Origin of the sequence: Billgrantia ethanolica, assembly GCF_021404305.1 — a bacterium.
GTDB classification, from domain to species: domain Bacteria; phylum Pseudomonadota; class Gammaproteobacteria; order Pseudomonadales; family Halomonadaceae; genus Halomonas; species Halomonas ethanolica.
This window is the reverse complement of the sequence record NZ_JABFTX010000001.1, coordinates 244,840-261,636: the sequence shown is the minus strand read 5'-3', so window position 1 is coordinate 261,636 and position 16,797 is coordinate 244,840. Positions and strand designations below refer to the sequence as shown.

16 protein-coding genes are annotated in these 16,797 nt (G+C 65.4%); 4 read left to right on the top strand and 12 right to left on the bottom strand.

The window, feature by feature from the left end; all coding sequences use genetic code 11:
* Window positions 1-6: 6 nt before the first annotated feature.
* Together HOP53_RS01190 and HOP53_RS01185 are read right to left on the bottom strand one after the other, a co-directional pair.
* Complete coding sequence (locus HOP53_RS01190) at window positions 7-1,674, bottom strand: AMP-binding protein (RefSeq protein WP_234268274.1); 1,668 nt, start codon at window positions 1,672-1,674, stop codon at window positions 7-9.
* Between the two features lie 202 nt (window positions 1,675-1,876).
* Complete coding sequence (locus HOP53_RS01185) at window positions 1,877-2,482, bottom strand: TetR/AcrR family transcriptional regulator (RefSeq protein WP_086508402.1); 606 nt, start codon at window positions 2,480-2,482, stop codon at window positions 1,877-1,879.
* A 181-nt stretch (window positions 2,483-2,663) separates the two neighbouring features.
* Here HOP53_RS01185 and HOP53_RS01180 point away from each other — a divergent pair, with 181 nt between their 5' ends.
* Window positions 2,664-3,851 carry an acetyl-CoA C-acyltransferase gene (locus HOP53_RS01180; RefSeq protein WP_234268272.1) on the top strand — a complete coding sequence of 396 codons (1,188 nt, stop codon included), beginning with the start codon at window positions 2,664-2,666 and terminating at the stop codon, window positions 3,849-3,851.
* Between the two features lie 358 nt (window positions 3,852-4,209).
* Here the strand turns inward: HOP53_RS01180 and HOP53_RS01175 are convergent, their stop codons facing one another.
* Entirely contained in the window at window positions 4,210-5,013 is an 804-nt protein-coding gene (locus tag HOP53_RS01175; protein ID WP_234268270.1) for an ABC transporter permease, read from the bottom strand.
* Entirely contained in the window at window positions 5,010-5,624 is a 615-nt protein-coding gene (locus tag HOP53_RS01170) for an ABC transporter ATP-binding protein (protein WP_234268269.1), read from the bottom strand. The genes HOP53_RS01175 and HOP53_RS01170 overlap by 4 nt, the downstream gene beginning before the upstream one ends.
* A 131-nt stretch (window positions 5,625-5,755) precedes the next feature.
* On the opposite strand from HOP53_RS01170, the gene arsB reads away from it, so the two are divergent.
* Both arsB and HOP53_RS01160 read left to right on the top strand, forming a co-directional pair.
* Window positions 5,756-6,832, top strand: a complete 1,077-nt coding sequence (gene arsB / locus HOP53_RS01165) for an ACR3 family arsenite efflux transporter (protein ID WP_234268268.1) — start codon at window positions 5,756-5,758, stop codon at window positions 6,830-6,832.
* Window positions 6,833-6,889: 57 nt separating this feature from the next.
* Window positions 6,890-8,092 (top strand): MFS transporter, encoded by a 1,203-nt coding sequence (locus HOP53_RS01160; protein ID WP_234268267.1) that lies wholly within the window; start codon window positions 6,890-6,892, stop codon window positions 8,090-8,092.
* A gap of 25 nt (window positions 8,093-8,117) precedes the next feature.
* On the opposite strand, the gene HOP53_RS01155 is transcribed toward HOP53_RS01160, so the two are convergent.
* The 8 genes from HOP53_RS01155 to HOP53_RS01120 all read right to left on the bottom strand — a co-directional run bounded on the left by HOP53_RS01155 (window position 8,118) and on the right by HOP53_RS01120 (window position 15,676).
* Entirely contained in the window at window positions 8,118-8,504 is a 387-nt protein-coding gene (locus HOP53_RS01155) for a metalloregulator ArsR/SmtB family transcription factor (RefSeq protein ID WP_234268266.1), read from the bottom strand.
* 34 nt (window positions 8,505-8,538) lie between these two features.
* Entirely contained in the window at window positions 8,539-8,958 is a 420-nt protein-coding gene (locus HOP53_RS01150) for an arsenate reductase ArsC (RefSeq protein ID WP_010627913.1), read from the bottom strand.
* Between the two features lie 19 nt (window positions 8,959-8,977).
* A complete protein-coding gene (pstB, locus tag HOP53_RS01145) occupies window positions 8,978-9,790 on the bottom strand; it encodes a phosphate ABC transporter ATP-binding protein PstB (RefSeq protein ID WP_010627912.1) in 813 nt (270 codons plus the stop codon).
* A 2-nt stretch (window positions 9,791-9,792) separates the two neighbouring features.
* Window positions 9,793-11,163 (bottom strand): phosphate ABC transporter permease PstA, encoded by a 1,371-nt coding sequence (pstA, locus tag HOP53_RS01140; RefSeq protein WP_234268264.1) that lies wholly within the window; start codon window positions 11,161-11,163, stop codon window positions 9,793-9,795.
* 6 nt (window positions 11,164-11,169) lie between these two features.
* A complete protein-coding gene (gene pstC / locus HOP53_RS01135; protein WP_234268263.1) occupies window positions 11,170-12,540 on the bottom strand; it encodes a phosphate ABC transporter permease subunit PstC in 1,371 nt (456 codons plus the stop codon).
* Window positions 12,541-12,610: 70 nt separating this feature from the next.
* The gene (locus HOP53_RS01130) at window positions 12,611-13,627 is read right to left on the bottom strand and encodes a substrate-binding domain-containing protein (RefSeq protein WP_234268262.1); all 1,017 of its coding nucleotides are present in this window, start codon (window positions 13,625-13,627) and stop codon (window positions 12,611-12,613) included.
* Window positions 13,628-13,764: 137 nt separating this feature from the next.
* Entirely contained in the window at window positions 13,765-14,499 is a 735-nt protein-coding gene (locus HOP53_RS01125) for a sulfite exporter TauE/SafE family protein (RefSeq protein ID WP_234268261.1), read from the bottom strand.
* Window positions 14,492-15,676 carry a multidrug effflux MFS transporter gene (locus HOP53_RS01120; protein WP_234268260.1) on the bottom strand — a complete coding sequence of 395 codons (1,185 nt, stop codon included), beginning with the start codon at window positions 15,674-15,676 and terminating at the stop codon, window positions 14,492-14,494. The genes HOP53_RS01125 and HOP53_RS01120 overlap by 8 nt, the downstream gene beginning before the upstream one ends.
* Window positions 15,677-15,820: 144 nt before the next feature.
* On the opposite strand from HOP53_RS01120, the gene tal reads away from it, so the two are divergent.
* Window positions 15,821-16,759, top strand: coding sequence for a transaldolase (gene tal, locus HOP53_RS01115; RefSeq protein ID WP_234268259.1), 939 nt, complete (start codon window positions 15,821-15,823; stop codon window positions 16,757-16,759).
* Window positions 16,760-16,797 lie beyond the last annotated feature (38 nt).

Genomic DNA, 16,797 nt, shown 5'->3' with positions numbered 1-16,797 from the left:
CCCGGTTCATTTGGCTGCCTCCTCCGCCTTCTCGGCGGCATCGGCGCGCAGCTTGAAGCGCTGAATCTTGCCGCTGGGCGTCTTGGGCAGGGCCTCGACGAATTCGATCACCCGCGGGAAGGCGTGGGTGGAGAGCCGTTCGCGAACCCGCTGACGAATCTCGTCGGCCAGCTCGTCGCTGGCCTCGAAGCCCTCGCGCAGCACCACATAGGACTTGATGATCTCGCCGCGAATCTCGTCAGGCTGGCCCACCGCGGCGGACTCCGCCACTGCCGGATGCGTGAGCACGGTGTTCTCCACGTCGGTGGGGCCCACGCGGTAGCCGGCGGTGGTGATGATGTCGTCGTCACGCCCGGCGAACTGGAAGGTGCCGTCCTCGTTGCGGATCACCACGTCGCCGGTCAGGTAGTAGCCCTTGGCGAAGGGGTGCTTCTCCTGCCAGGTATAGCCTTGGAAGAAGTGCGCCGGCGAGCGCTCGATGTCCACCGCCAGCACGCCCGGCTCGCCTGGCGGCAGCTCGTTGTACTCGGCGTCGAGAATGGCCAGGCGATAGCCGGGCATGGGCACGCCCATGGCCCCAACGTGCTTGGGATGCCCGAGCGCATGATGGTTGCAGCAGGTCATGCCGGTCTCGGTCTGACCGTAGTGATCCATCACCGGACAGCCCAGCGAGCGCTCGACCCAGGTCACCACTTCGGTGTTGAGCGGTTCACCGGCAGAGCTGGCCACGCGCAGGTCGAGGCTCTCGTGGGCGCAGTCGAACAACCCCGAGGCCTTCATCAGGCGATAGGCGGTGGGTGCAGCGGCGAAGTTGGTGATGCGGTGCCGACGCATGAAGTCGAGCGCCCCTTCGGCACTGAAGCCCGCCTCGCAGAAGTGCGTGGTCACCCCCAGCAGCAGCGGTCCGGCTATGGCGTAGTAGAGCCCGTAGGCCCAGCCCGGATCGGCCATGTTCCAGAAGCGATCGCTCTCGCGCAGGTCGATGGCCAGCTTCATATAGATGGCGAAGGCCGGCATGCCGGAGAGCGGCACCGCCACTCCCTTGGGTTTGCCCACGGTGCCCGAGGTGAACATCTGCAGGAACGGCGCCTCCGGCGAAAGCCGCGGCGGAGTGGCCTGGATCGGCGAGTGCGAGAGCGCCTCGCCCCAGTCGAGATCGTCGTCGTGTCCTTCGCTCGGCCCGCCCACGGCCAGCACCGGCGGACACTGGGAGAGTCCGTCGAACTTGAAGCGGTTGGCATGGTCGGTGATCACCAGCTTGGTATCGGCCCGGCCGAGGCGGTAGTCGACGGCATCGGGGCCGAAGGCGGTAAACAGCGGCTGATAGACCGCCCCGATGCGCCAGGTGGCCAGTACCGCCACCAGCAGCTCGGGGGAACGCGGCAGCATACAGGCGATGCGGTCGCCCACGCCCAGACCGCGCTCGGCGAACCAGCCGGCGAGCCTGGCACTCTCGACTTCCAGCTCGGCATAGGTACGCCGGTTGACGTTGCCTTGGGTATCCTCATGCACCAGCGCCACCACCTCTCCACGACCGGCGCGCAGGTGGCGGCCGCAGCAGGATTCGAAAGCGTTGAACTTGCCATCGCCGTGGTCGTCGAGACCTGCAATGACCTCGTCGATGGAGAAGCGCTCCATAAAGGCGGGATACTCGGGAAGCGATTGCGTGCTCATTGACTGCCCTCTTGTGCCTGATTGTGCTTGTTGTTGAAGCGCCACCCCGACGCTTCGCCAGTGTCGAGGCCGGTTCGCCGTTCCATTCCGCTTGGATCTCATCTGCTTATATGCAGTTGACGTAAGCGTCAACCTAGCAAGCGCTAGGTACAACCTAGAAGCAAACTCAGGGCGGGGCAACCCCTCGAACGAGGGGGAAGGGCTAGACCTTGGTCGACTGCCCAGGCGGGGTGTGGGCTGAGGTGGTGATCATCGCGACCAGCTCATGGGCCAGGTCTTCGGGTTTGCGTGCGCCTTCGGGGTCGTACCAGCGCACCGTCCAGTTGAGCGCCCCCATGACGAAGCGCGAGACGAGAAAACGGTCGCCGTGTATCAGACCGGCCTCCAGAGCCTCGTCGATGACCTGCTCCCACAGCTCTTCGTAGGCATCGCGCAGGTGGCTGAGATGGTCCCGTGATGCGGCATCCAGCCGCCGCCACTCGTAGAGCGCGACGACATGGGCGTTGCGGTCGGTCAGCAGCGTCTGCAGATGCGCCCTGGCCATGGCATGCAGCCGTTCGTCGGCCGAGTCGCCGCACTCTTCCAGCGCCTGACGCGCCAGCGCCAGGGCGTTCTGGGTGCCCTCCTCGATGACGGCGGCGAGGATCTCCTGCTTGTCGCGGAAGTGGTGGAACAGGCTGCCGGACTTGATGCCCATCTCCTGGGCCAGCATGCGCACCGTGGTACGGTCGAACCCCTCCTGGACGAACAATTGCGCGGCCAGACGGGTCAATTCCTTACGGCGTGGGGACTCGTTAACGACATTCATCGGGTTTACACTAGCGCTTGCTTGGTTGATGTTGAGAAGAACACAGCAGCGCAAAGAGGTCAACGCAACCAGCGTCGAGACGGCGCTGCGAGAACGTGTGAATACATGCAAGAGACGGCCTTGGCACCAGGCCGGCTCACGACAACGACAAATCACCCAGTAATACCAGGAGACCGCCACCATGAGCAGCCCCAACGACATCGTCTTCCTTTCCGCTACCCGCACGCCCATGGGCGGCATGCTGGGCAGCCTGGCCAGTCTCACGGCACCCGAGCTCGCCGCCACGGCGATTCGCGCCGCCATCGAGCGTGCCGGCATCGAGGCCGGCAGCATCGATGAAGGCATCATGGGCTGCGTGCTGCCGGGTGGCGTCAAGCAGGGTCCGGCTCGCCAGGCCATGCGCCAGGCCGGCATTCCCGATGGCATCGGCGCCACCACCATCAACAAGCTGTGCGGCTCGGGCATGAAGGCCGCCATGCTGGCCCACGACCTGATCCGCGCCGGCAGCGGCGAGGTGATCCTCGCCGGCGGCATGGAGTCGATGTCCAACGCCCCCCACGTGCTGACCAAGGCGCGCACCGGCTACCGTCTGGGCCATGGCGAGCTGAAGGATCACATGTTCCTCGACGGCCTGGAAGACGCCGAAACCGGCAAGTTGATGGGCGTGTTCGCTCAGGATATCGCCAGCCAGCGCGGCTATTCCCGCGAGCGCCTGGACGACTTCGCCATCGCCTCGCTGGAGCGGGCCATGGCGGCCACCAATGCCGGCCACCTCGCGGCCGAGATGGCCCCGGTCACCGTCACCAGCCGTCAGGGCGAGAGCATGGTCGAGCACGATGAGCAGCCGTTCCAGGCCAAGCTCGACAAGATCCGTCAGCTGCGCCCCGCCTTCGCCAAGGACGGGACCATCACCGCGGCCAACTCGAGCTCCATCTCCGACGGCGCCTCGGCACTGATCCTGGCCAGCCAGGCCGCCGCCGACCGGCTTGGCAGCAAGCCGCTGGCGCGCATGCTGGGTCACAGCACCCACTCCCAGCACCCCAGCGAGTTCACCATCGCCCCGGTGGGCGCCATCGACAAGCTGATGAAGAAGCTCGGCTGGGGCGTGGCCGACGTCGATCTGTTCGAAATCAACGAGGCCTTTGCCGTGGTCACGCTGCTGGCCATGGACGGACTCGACATTCCGCACGACAAGGTCAACGTCTTCGGCGGCGCCTGCGCCCAGGGCCACCCCATCGGCTCCACCGGGTCGCGCATCATTGCCACCCTGATCCACGCCCTGCGCACCAAAGGCGGCAAGCGCGGTATCGCCAGCCTGTGCATCGGCGGCGGCGAAGCCACCGCGGTGGCCATCGAACTCGTGGATTAGAAGCTGATCGGTTGATCGAGCGCCGCATCGACAACGCCCGCCTTCTCTACGAAGGCGGGCGTTTTCATGTGCAGGTGTTGGGCCGCCATTGGGTTAGGCTTTGTACGAAAAGTCGGCGAGCGATGGCCAGGGCTAGGCCCGTTCCCTACGGGCCAACGCACTTCCCACATCCATGTGGGTCGCAAGGCAAAAATCGGCGACAAATCGGCAGGGAAGCCGATTTGGGCAGCCCCGCTGCTCGAAGAGCGAGCGACAGGGATGTCGCGAGTCCAAAGACGGAGTTTACGGGGTGTAAATGAGTACTTTGAGCCGATTTTTAACGCCGTATGGGCGAGCGCAGACAGTTTTCGTGCAGAGCCTAGGTTCGTGGGCTCGAAAGCCGGTCCAGCCGCAGCCGCTCGCGGGAATCGAACAGCCGGCGGCTGCCCGCCGAGACCGCCGCCAGGGTGCCAAAGCCGGTGCCCAGCGTGATCGCGAACATGATCAGGATCTGGTACTTCACCGCCAGACCCGGCGCGGTGCCGGCGAGGATCTGGCCGGTCATCATGCCCGGCAGGCTGACCACCCCGGCCGCGGCCATGGCGTTGATCATCGGCATCAGCCCACTGCGCATCGCCTCGCGACGAATGTCGCCGATCGCTTCCTGCCAGGGCTGGCCGAGCATCAGCCGGTTCTCGATCACGCCGCGCTGGCGCCAGGCGGTATCGGTCAGCCGATCCAGCGCCAGGGCGACGCCGGTCATGGTGTTGCCGAGCAGCATGCCCAGCAGCGGAATGGCGTACTGCGGCAGGTACCAGGGCTCGGGGCCGATGATCACGGTCAGCGTCAGCACGGCCACGGTGAACGAGGAGAGAAACATCGACAGCGTGCCGATGCCGAAGGCCCAGCCGCCCAGCAGCCGGCGCTTCTGGCGCGCCATCACCTCGCGTCCGGCGATCAGCAGCATCGCCAGCGCCATCAGCACCACCCACACCAGCCGTTCGGCGGCGAACAGCGCCTCCAGCACCAGGCCCACCAGCGCCAGCTGAATGACGGTTCGCAGCGCCGCAATCAAAAGGCTGCGACTCATGCCCAACCGCATGGCAGCGGTGCATGCGGCAAGCGCCACCACCATCAGTGCCGCCAGCGCCAGCTGCCACCAGGAGAGCTCGATCACGCTCATGCGGGTTCCAACTCCTCGAGCCGCGCTCCGGCAATCCGCCAGTGATGACTGGCCACCCGAGCAATCTGGGCGCGGTCGTGGGCCACCCACAGGGTCGGCCAGCCGCGGGAGCGGATGCGATCGACCAGCCAGGCCTCCACCCGCGCGCTGGTGGCGTCATCCAGGTTGGCGGTCGGCTCGTCGAGCAGCAGCACTCGCGGTTCGAGGCTCACCGCCCGCAGCAAGCCAAGGCGCTGCTTCTCGCCGGTGGAGAGACGGCTCACCTGCCACTCCAGGGTATCGGGCGTGAAGCCCAGCACCGCGAGCTCGCTTTCTGCAGGGCGCTTGGCAAAGTGCTCCCCTACTCGATCCTCCCACCAGTGGCTCTCGGCCGGCAACAGCATCACCTGGCGACGCCAGACATGCCCCGGCATTTGCGACTGGGCCTGCTCGCCCAGCCACACCTCGCCATCGTGAGGCTCGAGATCGGCCACGGCGCGCAGCAGCCGGCTCTTGCCCGAGCCGCTGGCACCGGAAAGGCAGCCGATCTCGCCGGGCGCTATCTCGAGATCGATTTCGCTCAGCGCGCCGATGCCGACGCCAGCGAGCCGCAGAGGTTCGGTCGAGCCCAAATCGCTTCCCCATCATCGGTGATGGCTGAATCATAACAGCGCAGGCGCCGGGTTCGACACGCTGGCTGGCGTTGCCCATATATGGAAAACCATATATCTTTCGCCAAGCCCTTCCCGCGCAGGAGCGACACATGCCCAACGACACTCTCACCCAGGCGCCCTCCACTGCCGAAGGCATGGGACGCTTCGAGCGATTTCTCTCCGTGTGGGTGGCATTGGCCATCGTCGCGGGCGTACTGCTTGGCCAGTTCGCCCCGACCGTACCCGAGACGTTGGCACGATTCGAGGTCGCCCAGGTATCGATTCCGGTGGCCATTCTGATCTGGGCCATGATCTTCCCGATGATGGCGCAGATCGATTTTGCCGCAGTACTCGGCGTTCGCCGCCAGCCCAAGGGGCTGGTCATCACCACCACGGTGAACTGGCTGATCAAGCCCTTCACCATGTTCGCCATCGCCTGGTTCTTCCTGATGGTGCTGTTCCGGCCATGGATCCCCGAGCCGCTGGCCCAGCAATACCTGGCCGGGGCGATCCTGCTGGGCGCCGCGCCCTGCACTGCCATGGTCTTCGTCTGGAGCACCCTGACCCGCGGCGACGCCGCCTACACCCTGGTACAGGTCTCGCTCAACGACCTGATCATGCTGTTCGCCTTCGCCCCCATCGTGGTTCTGCTGCTCGGCGTTTCCAACATCCAGGTGCCATGGGACACCGTGGCGCTGTCGGTCTTCCTCTATATCGTCATTCCGCTCACTGCAGGGTATCTGACGCGCCGCACCCTGATCGCCCGCCGCGGCAGCGCGTGGTACGACGACGTCTTCATGAAGCGGATCGGACCGATCACTCCCATCGGCCTGATCGTCACCCTGGTGCTGCTGTTCGCCTTCCAGGGCGACGTGATTCTCGCCAACCCGCTGCACATCGTGCTGATCGCCATTCCGCTGATCGTGCAGACCTTTCTGATCTTCTTCATCGCCTATGGCTGGGCCCAGGCCTGGAAGGTGCCGCACAACGTGGCCGCTCCCGGCGCCATGATCGGCGCCAGCAATTTCTTCGAACTGGCGGTGGCGGTGGCCATCGCGCTGTTCGGCCTGCAGTCCGGCGCGGCGTTGGCCACGGTGGTGGGGGTACTGGTGGAGGTGCCGTTGATGCTGGCTCTGGTGCGCATCGCCAACCGCACCCGACACAGGTTCACCGCTGCCGGGGCATGACCCCACCAAGACGAATGACGGCTTGCCTCACCGAACGGGCGCGTTGAGTATGCTGGCATGAACACCAACTCACTGTATCGCCATGCCCTTACCGTCATCGTGCTTGCCCAGCTGTGCGGCACCTCGCTGTGGTTCTCCGTCAACGGCGTGGGGCTCTCGCTGTCGCGGGATCTCGGCTTCTCCGAGGTCGATCTCGGCAGGCTGACACTCGCCGTGCAGGCGGGCTTCATCTGCGGCACGCTGTGCATCGCTGCGACCGGACTTGCCGACCGCTTTCGCGCCAGTCGTATCTTCGCCGCCTCCTGCCTGGCGGGCGCGCTGGTCAACGCCGCCTTCGTGCTGGCGGCTACCCAGTTTCCGCTGGCGGTGCTGCTGCGCTTTGCCACCGGGCTATGCCTGGCCGGCATCTATCCGCTGGGCATGAAGCTGGTGATCGGCTGGACGCCCAAGCACACCGGAGCGGCGCTCTCCTGGCTGGTAGGTATGCTCACCCTAGGCACCGCCCTGCCCCACTTGCTGCGTGGCAGTACCCTGGGCATGCCGTGGGAGTGGCCGCTGCTGGGCGCCTCGCTGCTGGCCCTGCTGGGCGGCGCCATGGTGCTGCGGCTCGGCGACGGCCCGCACCTGCCGCCTTCCGCGGGCAAGGCGCGGCTTTCCGAAGGCCTCGCCGCCTTGGGCGCAAAACGCTTTCGCGCCGTGGCCGGCGGTTACTTCGGTCACTGCTGGGAACTCTACGCCTTCTGGATGCTGACGCCCTTCCTGGTCATGCGCGAAGTCGAACGGCTCATGGCCTCCACCGATCTGGTGGCGTGGCTTGCCTTCGGCATCATTGCGCTGGGACTGGCGGGCTGCGTGGGGGGCGGTGCGCTGAGCCGGCGGCTGGGCAGCCTGTGGGTGGCTCGCTGGGCACTGACGGCCTCCGGCGCGCTCTGCCTGACCTACCCGCTGCTGGCCTGGGCACCGCCGGGCCTGCTGTTGGGACTGCTGTTCCTGTGGGGCCTCACGGTGATCGCCGACTCGCCGCAGTTCTCCGCCCTGGCAGCAGCGGCCGCCCCACGCGAGCGGGTCGGCTCCACGCTGGCAGTGATGAACGCCATCGGCTTCGCGCTCACCATTCCCGCCATCTCGCTGACCACCACGCTGTGGTCGCTGCAGGAGCTCTGGGTACTTTGGTGGCTGTTGCCGGGACCGATCCTCGGCCTGTGGGCGCTGCGTGGCGTGAGCAGCTCGACCGAGCCCGCGCCGGCACGGCAGACTTGAGGCCTCCCGGGGTTTTCGTACCGGCCTAGCAGAGGGCGGCGAGCCGCTCGGGCCGATTGCCCATGCCCTGCAGGCGCCGCTGCAGCTCAACCAGGCGCGGCGCCTCTCCTTTCTCCGCCGCCGCCAGCACCTCGGCCACCCAGCCCGGCAGCTCATCGGAAACCCGGTAGTAGACCCACTGGCCTTCACGACGATCACTGAGAAGCCCACAGGTCCGCAGCTGCGCCAGGTGCCGCGAGACCTTGGGCTGGGACTCCTTCAGAGCATGGGTCATTTCGCAGACGCACAGCTCCCCCTCCTCACGAATCAGCAGGGTCAGCGTCAAACGGGTCTCGTCGGCGAGGCATTTGAAGAGGCGAACGGGATCCAGCTCGGGCACCGGCAGTCTCCAGCGGCAGGGACGAAACCCCATTCTAACCAAGTGAAGCCCCGTCCGTGCAGGCGAATCAACCCAGCTTGCGCAGCTTGGCATCCACCCACAGTTGAAGGCGCCCGCGGATCTCCCGTAGCGTCTTGCGGTAGGCATTGGGGTCGTCACTCAGGCGGGGGTCGGGAATGTCCCAGAAGACCACTTCGCCGGCCTGGCCCTGCCACTCACGGCAGCTCTGCTGGGCTTTCTCGCACAGCACGATGACCGAGTCGAAATACTCCCCGGCATAGCGCTCCAGCGGCTCGCTGGCCAGCCCTTCGGTGCCGATACCCAGATGGTGAAGCGCTTCGAGCGTGAGTTCATGGGGTCGATCGGGCTCGACCCCGGCACTGAAGGCGACGATCCGCTCGCCTTCAATATGGTTGAGCAGCGCCTCGGCCATCAACGAACGGGCGGAGTTGGCGTTGCAGAGAAAGAGAACCCGATACGGTTTCACTGTACTCACCTCACCTCGATCAGCCGAAGCGACCGGTAATGTAGTCGTGGGTGCGCTGTTCGCGCGGGTTGGTGAAGATGTCGTCGGTATCGCCTACCTCGACCAGGTCGCCGAGGTGGAAGAAGGCCGTCTTGTGCGCCACCCGCGCCGCCTGCTGCATGTTGTGGGTCACCATGACGATGGTGTAGCTCTCGCTCAGCTCGTCGATGAGCTGCTCGATCTTGCCCGTGGCGATGGGATCGAGCGCCGAGCAGGGCTCATCCATCAGGATCACCTCGGGGCTCACCGCGATGGTGCGCGCAATGCACAGACGCTGCTGCTGTCCGCCGGAGAGACTGGTACCGGGCTGATCCAAGCGATCCTTCACTTCGTCCCACAGCCCGGCACGCCGCAGGCTGCTCTCGACGATGTCGTCGAGTTCGGCACGCCGCCGAGCCAGGCCGTGCAGGCGGGGGCCGTAGGCGATGTTCTCGTAGATCGACTTGGGGAAGGGGTTGGGCTTCTGAAACACGATGCCGACCTGCGCACGCAGCAGCACCACGTCGAGCGAGGGGTCGTAGATGTCGTTGCCGTCGAGGGTCACCTGGCCCTCGACGCGACTCCCCGCAATGGTATCGTTCATGCGGTTCAGGCAGCGCAGGAAGGTCGACTTGCCGCAGCCCGAGGGGCCGATGAAGGCCACCACCTCATGCTCCATGATGTCGAGATCGATACCGTGCAGCGCCTCGTTCTCGCCGTAGAACACCTTGACGCCGCGGGCGCTCATCTTGACGTTGGCTGCCTGGGCAGTGCGCTTGTTCATGGCCGTGGGTACGGTGACGGATACAGTCATGGTTACCACCTCGTCTCGAATTTCTTGCGCAGCCAGATGGCCGTCGCATTGAGGCTCAGCATCAAGCCCAGCAGCACGATGATGGCTGCGGAAGTGCGCGCCTCGAAGAAGTTGCGTAGTTCGTTGCCTTGCCACAGGTAGATCTGCACCGGCAGCGCCGTGGCCTGGTCCACGGGCGAGCTGGGCACGTTGGCGACGAAGGCGTTCATGCCGATGAGCAGCAGCGGCGCCGTTTCCCCCAGCGCCTGGGCCACGCCCAGGATCGAGCCGGTGAGGATGCCCGGCAGCGCCAGGGGCAGTACGTGATGGAACACCGTCTGCACCCGCGAGGCGCCGATACCCAGGGCCGCCTGGCGAATCGAGGGTGGAATCGAGCGCAGTGCCGCTCGCGTGGCGATGATGATGGTGGGCAGCGTCATCAGAGTGAGTACCAGGCCGCCCACCAGCGGCGCGGAAAGCGGCAGACGCAGATAGCCGATGAAGATCGCCGCCCCCAGCAGGCCGAAGATGATCGAAGGCACTGCCGCCAGGTTGTTGATGTTGATCTCGATGAGATCGGTCAGGCGGTTCCTGGGCGCGAACTCCTCGAGGTAGATGGCACTGGCCACCCCCAACGGTATCGACAAGGCAATGACGATCAGCATCATGAACAGCGAGCCCATGAAGGCACCGGCCAGACCAGCCGAGGCCGGCGAGCTGCGCGAATCGGTATTGAGGAACAGCGCCGTGCTGAAGGCGTTGCGAATTACTCCCTGCGCTTCCAGATGATCCGCCCACTCGCGGGTCTGGGCGCTCAGCTGCTGGCGGTGATCCGGAAGGTTGCGATCGATGTTGCCCTTCAGCCAGACGTCCACGTTGGCACTGGCCAGCATCTTGACGTTGATGGTCTGACCGATCAGCTCAGGGTTCGCGGCCACCCGCTCACGCAGCGCGAAGCGCTCACCGCTGGCCACCAGGGCGCGCAGGTCACGCGCCTGGCGCGACTCGACCTCTCCCGGCAGATGGGCCTTGAGCGCCTCGTCGATCAGCGCATTCCAGTTGACCAGGCCAAGTTGATTCAACCAGGCGAGTTCGCGCTCACGAAACTGGGCCGGGCTCTCCCCTGCTTGGCGCACCGGCCGCTCGTCCACCTGGATGACCCCGGGGTCGAGGTAGACGTCGAGATAGAGGGTGGCCTGCCAGAAGGCCGGTAGCCCGCGTGCCAGGATGCTGGTGAACAGAATCGCCACCAGCACCAGGCCGGTGACGACGGCAGCCAGCCCCATGAACCTGAAGCGACGCTCGCGGGCATGCCGGGCGTTCAGTGAACGCTGGATGGTATCGAGCCGTGCACGGCGTCGGGTATCGGCAATGTCAAAATTGGTAGCGGTCACAGGGCGTCACTCATATTGCTGACGGTATTTACGTACCACCACCAGAGCAATCACATTGAGCCCCAGGGTGATGACGAACAGCGTGAGACCGAGCGCGAACGCCACCAGCGACTGCGGGCTGGAGAAGTCCATGTCGCCGGTCAACTGGTTGACGATGGTCACGGTGATGGTGGAGATGGCCTCGAAAGGGTTGGCATGCAGCACCGGATTGTTGCCGGCAGCCAGCACCACGATCATGGTCTCGCCGATGGCCCGGCTGGCGGCCAGCAGGAAGGCACCGACGATGCCCGGCAGCGCGGCGGGAAGCACGACCTGGCGGATCATCTCCGACTTGGTAGCACCGAGCCCCAGGGCGCCGTCGCGCAGCGACTTCGGCACCTGAGTGATGATGTCGTCGGAGAGCGAAGAGACGAAGGGAATGATCATGATCCCCATCACCAGGCCCGCCGTCAGCGCGCTGGTGGCACGGATGCCGATCCCCAGCATGTCGCCCAGCCCGGACAGGAACGGGCCGATCACGATCAGGGCGAAGAAGCCGTAAACGATGGTCGGGATGCCGGCCAATACCTCGATGATCGGCTTGGCCACATTGCGCAGCCACGGCGGTGCATACTCCGCCATGTAGATGGCCGTCATCAGTCCCAGCGGTATCGCCACCAGCAGCGCGATGGCGCTGACCATGAGCGTACCCCACAGCAGCGGCAACAGCCCGAACTCGCCCTGCTGGCCTAGCCCGGACGTGCTGAAACGGGGATTCCATACGGTGCCGAAGAAGAACTCTGCCGGACTGATGTAGCGGAAGAAGTGGAGCGCCTCGCCCACCAGCGACAGCACGATACCCACCGTGGTGAGGATGGCGACGCCGGAACTCAGCGCCAGCAGTGCCGTGATCACACGTTCGACGTGGTTGCGTGCACGCAGCTGCGGCGAAACGCGCCGCTGCGCCGAGACCAGGCCCACGACGGCCAGCACGGCCATTGCCGCAATCATGGCCAGCCGTCCCATGCTTTCGAGACGGGCCATCTGCTGGGCGGCGGCCACCTCATAGGCCTGCACCTCACCGCTCACGCCCTGCCCCGAGGCCAGCGCACTGACGCGACGCAGCAGCACCTGCATCTCACGCTCACTCAATGCGGCAAGTTCAGCCGGCAATTGCTGAACGACCAGCACCTCGACGATGGCGTCCTGCAGCAGCAGCCAGACGCCAAAAAGCAGCAGTGCCGGCAGCCCACACCAGAGGGCGACCAGCACGCCGTAATATCCGGGGCGGGAATGCAACCGCACCCCACCGTCTGCCACCGCCCTGCTGCGGGACAGCCCGACCTGATAGGCCATGGCCATCACGATCAACACGGTAGCGATCAAGACAAGATTCATCGTCTCTCCATCTCGCGCTCTTGCGTCCGAGTCGGGGAGCGGCGGCTACCGCTCCCCGTTATTGCACCTCTTACTCGGCGGAGACCACGGTGCGCGCCTGGAACTGCTCCAGCGCCTGGGCACGTTCGTCGTCATCCATCGGGATCAGACCGGCGTCTTCCAGCGGGCTGCCGAAGCCGGAGATGGCATCGCTGAGGAAGAACTCGGTGTACTCGGCCAGGCCGGGAATCACGTCGAGATGCTCGCCCTTGACGTAGAAGAACAGCGGGCGCGACACGGGATACTCGCCGGAGCCGATGGTCTCCAGGCTCGGCGTCACGCCGTCGACGGTGGCCACTTGCAGGCGGTCGCGGTTCTGGTCGTAGAAGCTCAGGCCGAACACGCCCACCGCATCGGCCTGGGCGTCCAGACGCGCCAGGGTCTCGGTGTAATCGCCGGCGATCTCGATGATGCGACCGTCGCCGCGCAGGCTGTTACAGGCATCGCCCTCGATCTCGGCGTAGCTGTCGCAGCCGGCGTGCAGCACTTTCTCTTCGAAGACTTCACGGGTGCCGTGGTTGGAGGCCGGGATGACCAGCACGATCTCCTGATCGGGCAGGTCGCCGTCGATCTCGGACCAGCGGGTATAGGGGTTGGCGACCAGCTGGCCGTCCTGAGGAATCTGAGCGGCGGCAGCGGCGAAGACGTGCTGCGGGGTCAGGGCGAACTCACCGCGGTCGGCGCGCGAGGCGAAGACGATGCCGTCATAGCCGAACATGACCTCGAGCACGTCGTTGACGCCGTTGGCGGCACAGTTCTCGAGCTCGCCGGAGCGGATGGCCCGGGAGGAGTTGGCGATGTCGATGGTGTTCTCGCCGACGCCCTGGCAGAACTGGCGCAGACCGCCGCCGGAACCACCGGAACCAACCACCGGAGTATTGAACTGCGGGAAGGAGCCACCGAACTCCTCGGCAACGATGCTGGCAAAAGGCAGCACGGTGGAGGAACCGGCGATCTGGATGGTGTCGCGGGCCTGGGCGGCGGTCGACAGACCGGCGGCGAGGGAAGCGGCGATCGCCATGCTCAGTGTGCTCTTCTTGAAGCTCATCTTCACGATCCTCTCTGCGTTTTGATCCGACAGACCCCACGGCCTGGCAGTGTCGTCTTGGCACGTGGGCCATTCGCAGGAGTGATATTGGAGACAATTGATTGCAGAAAGATGACAAGTGAACGGAACGTAACGAATTACAGCAGCAGCCCCACAGCCGCCAGCGTACACAAGGCGAGTGAAGCGCCCTGCAGGCGACGCCGGTCTAGCTTGTGGGCGATACGAGCAGCCAGGGCGTTGCCGGCCAGCACCGCCGGCAAAAAGGTGAGCGCCAACCCCAGGTGCCACAGACGTACCTGACCGGCCAGCGCCAGAGTCATCAGCGTCAGGCTGGAAGTGATGATGAAGAAGGCCGCCAGATTGCCACGCAGCCGATCCGGCGACAGGCCGTGCATCAGCAGCACCATGGGCGGCCCGCCGATGGCCGCCACGGTGCCGAAGATACCCGACACCACGCCGGCACCGAACAAGCTCGCTCGGTTGACCGGCAGGCGGAAACGAAACAGCGTCACCGCCACGGCGAACAGCACGCTGAAGGCGATCAGCTTTTCCAGCAGCACCATGGGGGCGGCGAGCAGCAGCCACAGGCCCAGGGCATTGCCGGGAAGGCGCCCGATCAGCGCCATGCCGATCTCACCGATCTGCACCTCGTGACGGTAGTGACGCACCGTCATCAACGACACGGTGAAGCCGAACAGCACCAGGATCACCGGTACCAGACGCGGCTCGAGCATTAGCAGCAGGGGCGCGCCGACCACCGCCAGGCCGAAGCCTGTGGCACGCTGGACGAAGGCCCCTAGCGCCAATACCAGGGCACAGCCGAGCCAGGTGATCGGCGCCATGTCGAGCCAAAGGAGGAAAGCGTCAGGCATGCACGGGGCGTCCGGTCAGCCGCGACAGCATGACGTTGCCGAACAGCGAGGCCGCCAGCATGGTCAGCACCATGGGCCAAAGGCTCTCGATCTCGAAGGCTCCCACCATCACCCCAGCCAGCGCCGCGGAGCCGAACTTGGCCGCTCCCATCAGCGCCGTGGCGGTGGCGCTCATGTGGCCGAAGTGATCCAGCAGCAGCGCCATGGCATTGGGCGAAATCAACCCGATCATGCCCGAATAGAGCATCACCAGAGCCACCACCACCGGCAGCGATGCCATCCCGGTCATTACAGCCAACACCAGGCCTCCCGCCGCCACCATCTGAATGGCGAGACCCAGATAGAGATTCTGCAACGGCGTGCGGGACTTCAGCAGGTGAATGTTGAGCCGATTGGAAAGCGCGATGAAGATCACGTTGGCCCCCAGCACGAAGGGATAAGTGGCGGGCGACAGACCGAAGTGCTCCATATAGACGAAGGGCGACGCGGTGACGAAGGCGAACAGGCCGCCGAACGAGGCCGACACCGCGCAGATGTAGCCCAGCCCTTCCCGATGGCGTATCACACTGGCGTAGTTGCGCAACACCTGGGGGAACGAAGCCACGGGGTGATTCGGGTCCCGCGTCTCGGGCAGCCTGGTGGACATCAGCCACAGTAGAAAGGCTGCGTAGCCCGCCAGGAAGACGAAGATCACGCGCCAGCCTGACAGATACAGCATGGCGCTACCGAATAGCGGCGCCACCAATGGCGCCAGCATCATGATCATGGCCATGGTGGAAATGACGCTGGCCGCCTGTCGTCCACTGAAACAGTCGCGCACGATGGCCGCCGAGTTGACCACACAGGCACCCCCTCCCAGCGCCTGCACGAAACGCCACGCCAGCAGCTCCGTCAACGAACCAACCGTGGCCAACATCAGGCTGGCCAGCAGGAACACTACCAGCCCGGACAGCAGCACCGGCTTGCGTCCCAGCCGGTCGGATACCGGCCCGAACAGCAGCTGGCCGATGGCGAAACCGGCCAGGAACACGCTGATGGAAAGCTCAGTATGGTGAATGCTGGCCCCGATGCTGGCCGCCAGTACGCCCATGGCCGGCAGATAGGCATCGATGGCAAAGGGCGCCAGCGCGGTATTGATGGCAACCAGCAGGGAGACTCGTCCAGGCGTCAGGGTCAAGGCTGCTCCATATGCGTGTCTGATAAAAGATAGGTCGCTAATGATACTAGCATGATCCAAGAAGATCGCCCCGCCTGCGGGGTACAGAAAGCAGCGTCGCCTTGCTAAAGTGACGTAAACCATCACGCCAACGAAGGGAGTTCCATGGCCGAGGACCTGCTTACCCAACTCAAGACGATGAGTACCGTCGTGGCCGACACCGGCGACATCGATGCCATCCGTCGCTTTGCACCCACCGATGCGACCACCAATCCCTCTTTGATTCTGCAGGCTGCCCAACACGAGGGCCGGCGCGAGCGGCTGGCAGAGATCGCCCGGCAAGCCACCGACATCGACGATGCGCTGGATGCCGTGGCCGTGGAGATCGGCAGCGAGATCAGCGGTCTCGTGCCCGGCTACGTCTCCACCGAGGTCAGCGCCCGGCTCTCCTTCGATACCGAGGCGACCCTGGCCCGCGCGCACTCGCTGATCGAGCGCTACGAGCGCCACGGCATCGGCCCCGAGCGCATCCTGATCAAGATCGCCTCGACTTGGGAAGGCGTTCGCGCCGCTCGCCAGCTCGAGCGCGAGGGTATCCACTGCAACCTGACGCTGCTGTTCAGCTTCGCCCAGGCCCAGGCCTGCGCCGACGCCGGCGTGACCCTGGTCTCGCCTTTCGTCGGCCGCATCCTCGACTGGAATCGCGACAAGTGGCCGGATGCCGACTTCAGCGGCGACAACGACCCCGGCGTGAAGTCGGTCAAGCGCATCTACGAGCACTACAAGGGGCATGGCTACAAGACCATCGTGATGGGTGCCAGCTTCCGCAATACCGGTGAGATCGTGGCTCTGGCCGGCTGCGACCGCCTGACCATCTCCCCTGCCCTGCTTAGCGAACTGGCGGAGCGCCAAGATCGGCTCGAGCGCTGTCTGACGCCGGTCGACGCCGAGACGTCGCCGCCGGAGCCTCAGGACGAAGCCGAGTTCCGCTGGGCGATGAACGAGGACGCCATGGCCACGGAGAAGCTGGCCGAGGGGATTCGCAAGTTCGCCGACGATCAGCGCAAGCTGGAGAAACTGCTGGGTGAGCTGCGTCAGGGCTGAGCAGCGGCTTGGCGACGAAGGTGCGGCCGGCATGGCAG

What these genes read in the sequence shown, in the direction of transcription:
- tal (WP_234268259.1), top strand. Translation starts at nt 15,821, where the DNA reads ATGGCCGAGGACCTGCTTACCCAACTCAAGACGATGAGTACCGTCGTG.
- HOP53_RS01180 (WP_234268272.1), top strand. Translation starts at nt 2,664, where the DNA reads ATGAGCAGCCCCAACGACATCGTCTTCCTTTCCGCTACCCGCACGCCC.
- HOP53_RS01155 (WP_234268266.1), bottom strand. Translation starts at nt 8,504, where the DNA reads ATGGGGTTTCGTCCCTGCCGCTGGAGACTGCCGGTGCCCGAGCTGGAT.
- pstB (WP_010627912.1), bottom strand. Translation starts at nt 9,790, where the DNA reads ATGACTGTATCCGTCACCGTACCCACGGCCATGAACAAGCGCACTGCC.
- HOP53_RS01130 (WP_234268262.1), bottom strand. Translation starts at nt 13,627, where the DNA reads ATGAGCTTCAAGAAGAGCACACTGAGCATGGCGATCGCCGCTTCCCTC.
- arsB (WP_234268268.1), top strand. Translation starts at nt 5,756, where the DNA reads ATGCCCAACGACACTCTCACCCAGGCGCCCTCCACTGCCGAAGGCATG.
- HOP53_RS01125 (WP_234268261.1), bottom strand. Translation starts at nt 14,499, where the DNA reads ATGCCTGACGCTTTCCTCCTTTGGCTCGACATGGCGCCGATCACCTGG.
- HOP53_RS01160 (WP_234268267.1), top strand. Translation starts at nt 6,890, where the DNA reads ATGAACACCAACTCACTGTATCGCCATGCCCTTACCGTCATCGTGCTT.
- HOP53_RS01190 (WP_234268274.1), bottom strand. Translation starts at nt 1,674, where the DNA reads ATGAGCACGCAATCGCTTCCCGAGTATCCCGCCTTTATGGAGCGCTTC.
- HOP53_RS01185 (WP_086508402.1), bottom strand. Translation starts at nt 2,482, where the DNA reads ATGAATGTCGTTAACGAGTCCCCACGCCGTAAGGAATTGACCCGTCTG.
- HOP53_RS01175 (WP_234268270.1), bottom strand. Translation starts at nt 5,013, where the DNA reads ATGAGCGTGATCGAGCTCTCCTGGTGGCAGCTGGCGCTGGCGGCACTG.
- pstC (WP_234268263.1), bottom strand. Translation starts at nt 12,540, where the DNA reads ATGAATCTTGTCTTGATCGCTACCGTGTTGATCGTGATGGCCATGGCC.